Source organism: Marivirga lumbricoides (assembly GCF_014636295.1).
In the GTDB taxonomy this organism is placed as follows: domain Bacteria; phylum Bacteroidota; class Bacteroidia; order Cytophagales; family Cyclobacteriaceae; genus Marivirga; species Marivirga lumbricoides.
On record NZ_BMEC01000038.1, the window covers coordinates 1 to 3,211 of the forward strand.

Sequence of the window (3,211 nt, forward strand, 5' to 3'; positions counted from 1 at the left end):
AGTGGTCATGCAACCAGAACCCTACAAAGGCCAGGACGATTACTGCCACCAGCGAAATCATTCCTTCCATGATCTCCCGGTTTTTACCGCTTATACCAATCACCCAATCGGAGAAAAACCATCCGGCCACTCCTAACAACATGGCGGTTATCCACCCTCCGTGCACCCAGGGTATAGCCTTTTTTAGTCCTGATGAACGAATGAGGGCCAGGATGAGGGCCAGGATCAAAAATGCTTCCAGCCCCTCTCGCAACATAATTGAAGCTGACAATGCAAATGACAGCCAATAATTAAGTTTTTTGTCCTGCATCATTTCCTCTGCCTGACGCAGCATGGAAAGGCCATTGTCAATTTCTTTCTCAACTTGTGCTTTATCACCATTATTTTCGATTACCTCACGGATCTTAAACATTTGCTGCTCCAGGCTGGCTGTAAAAGCGGGAGCATTGGCCTTTAGCCTTGCCTCCGAAGGCTCAATACCTTCCAGGTAAGCTGCCAGGGCATCTTCACGTGCAGAGGAATACCTGCCGGAAGTATAATTTTGTAAGGCACTTTTTAAATAATTTCTTGCTTTATCAAGCGAATATTTTTGTGCATTATCTCCGGGAAATTGAGTTCTCAGGCCCATTAGCAACAGCTCAGTATCAGCACTATAATCATTCCTCAGACTTTTAAGCAATTCCACATCTGAAAGGGTAGCCACCTCCTCCAAATTCACTGTATTGTTTGCCAGATCAAACTTCTGTTGCAGTTCAGTATTTTGGTCAGCTTGAGTTGTAAAGCGGAGAGATTTTATATAAAATGCCAAATCCCAAATTTCTTTATCGGATAAGGTGGCAAAACTTTGCATGGCAGTGCCTTCCACACCCAGTTTTATAGTGTTATATGCCTGAAAGGGCGAGATTTCCTGCATCAGGTTAGCATTGAGAAAATTGGTAGGAGCCGGTTTTAAGCCTGCCGCCAACCTACCGTCTCCCGATCCATTCACTCCATGGCAGGAAGTACAATTCTGTACATATAAGCTTTTTCCGTTTTTGAGATCAGGCCATATCAGAGGAGCCGTTTTAAGACCGGTCGTTTTGATAATTTCTCGTCTGGCCTGTTGGGCTAAGGTAGAAATACTTTTATGAGGAGATTTATTTTCTATTTGCTTTCCTAATTCTTTTAACTGTGACAGAATAAGCAGCTTGTTATCCTGCGGCAGATCACTTTCTTCAATGAGCAAATACACTTTGTCACTGAATTCCTGCATTTCAGCAAACTCTGCTTCATCTATAACTTGCCCGTTTTGTACAGCTGCGGTATAGTCCCTTGAAATGTAATCCAGCAAATGAATGGTGGTTCGCAGGCTACTATCATCCTTGCTTGCCATTACATTATACGAAAAAATACAAAGCAGTACACCTACCGTAAAAAATGTATATAATGAGTTTCTTATCATTTCTATTTAGTCCTTTAAAACCTCTCTAATTACATTTAGCTATCTGTTAAACACACTACAATTTGGTTTAAAACTTCATTTTCTGGATTCTGATAGCATTCAAAATAGCCAGAAAGGCCACACCTACATCTGCAAATACGGCTTCCCACAAAGATGCTAACCCTACGGCTCCCAGGATCATCATTATTAATTTTACCCCGAAGGCCAGGGCAATATTCTGCCAGACCACTTTACGTGTAGATCTACCTATTTTTATAGCCCTTGCAATCCTTGAAGGCTGATCTGTCTGGATGATCACATCAGCCGTTTCAATCGCCACATCACTTCCGAGCCCACCCATGGCTATCCCCACATCACTGACTGCCAAAACGGGTGCATCGTTGATCCCGTCACCCACAAAAGCAATGCTGACTGATGGATCTTTCTTCATTTCCTCCACCTCATGAAGCTTATCCTCCGGCAACAAACCACCTTTGGCTTGTTCTAAGCCCAATTCGTTTCCAATTTTTTCAGTAATTGATGGCTTGTCGCCCGACAGCATAATAATTTTCTTAATGCCGGCATCATGCATTTGCCTTACCGCTTCTACCGCATCTTCTTTCAGTTGGTCGGCAATGGTAACGTAGCCGGAAAATAGATCATCAATGGCGATCATCACGATAGATTCAACGATGGCATCAGTCTCTTCCGGAACATCAATGCCATGAGTTGTCATTAATGCTTTATTGCCTACTAAAACCGTTTTATGATTGACTTTACCTTTTAACCCCTTCCCTGCTATTTCGCTTACATCAGACGCTGTATAATGCTGCCCATTTAATTCATACTCCATAATGGCACGGGCAATCGGGTGGGTGGACTGACCCTCTAGCGCCAACAAATATGACATCATTTCACTTTCAGAAATAGCTATCGGTTTGATCTGTTTGATCTTAAACACCCCTTTAGTTACTGTGCCTGTTTTATCCATGATCACTGTATTTACTTTAGTCATGGCATCAAGAAATGAGGCTCCCTTAAACAGGATGCCGTTTCTTGAGGCCGCACCTAAGCCCCCGAAATAGCCCAGTGGAATAGAAATTACCAATGCACAGGGACAGGAGATTACCAGGAAGATAAGCGCTCTGTATAACCAATCCTGGAATACGTAATTATCTACAAAAAAGTAGGGGAGAACGGTGAGGCAGATGGCAAGAAGTACCACGATAGGGGTATAGATTCGTGCAAACTTCCTGATAAAAAGCTCCGTTTTTGATTTCCTTGCCGTGGCATTTTGTACCATATCCAAAATCCGGGCAATGGAGCTGTCGTTAAATTCTTTGGTCGTTTCCAGTTCGATTACGCCTTCAAGGTTAATACTCCCCGCAAAAACCTTATCTCCTTTATATATAGTGTCAGGTTTACTTTCCCCTGTGATGGCTGCGGTATTGACGCTGGCCTTTTCAGACAAAAGGATGCCATCCAAAGGTATTTTTTCTCCTGTTCGCACCTGAACCTTTTCACCGATATGCACCGTTTCCGGGTTTACCTCTACAAAATCATTGTCCCTATATACCAAAGCTATATTAGGCCGCACATCGAGTAAGGCCTTTATATTGCCTTTAGCTCGTGTCACGGCAGCATTTTGAAAGAGTTCACCTACGGCATAAAACAACATCACGGCTACACCTTCCGGGTATTCACCTATGGCAAACGCTCCTAATGTAGCAATGGACATCAGGAAGAATTCAGTGAAAAAATCACCTTTCCTGATGCTTTCCCAGCCTTCTT

The 3,211-nt window shown here is 43.1% G+C and carries 2 protein-coding genes; both read right to left on the bottom strand.

All coding sequences use genetic code 11. The features are described 5' to 3' along the window. Positions 1-1,441 (bottom strand): c-type cytochrome (locus tag IEV85_RS24615; protein WP_188467927.1); only part of this gene is annotated, 1,441 nt, incomplete at its 3' end. Positions 1,442-1,508: 67 nt separating this feature from the next. Beyond that, on the bottom strand, positions 1,509-3,211 hold a 1,703-nt coding region (locus IEV85_RS24620), incomplete at its 5' end, for a heavy metal translocating P-type ATPase (RefSeq protein WP_188467928.1).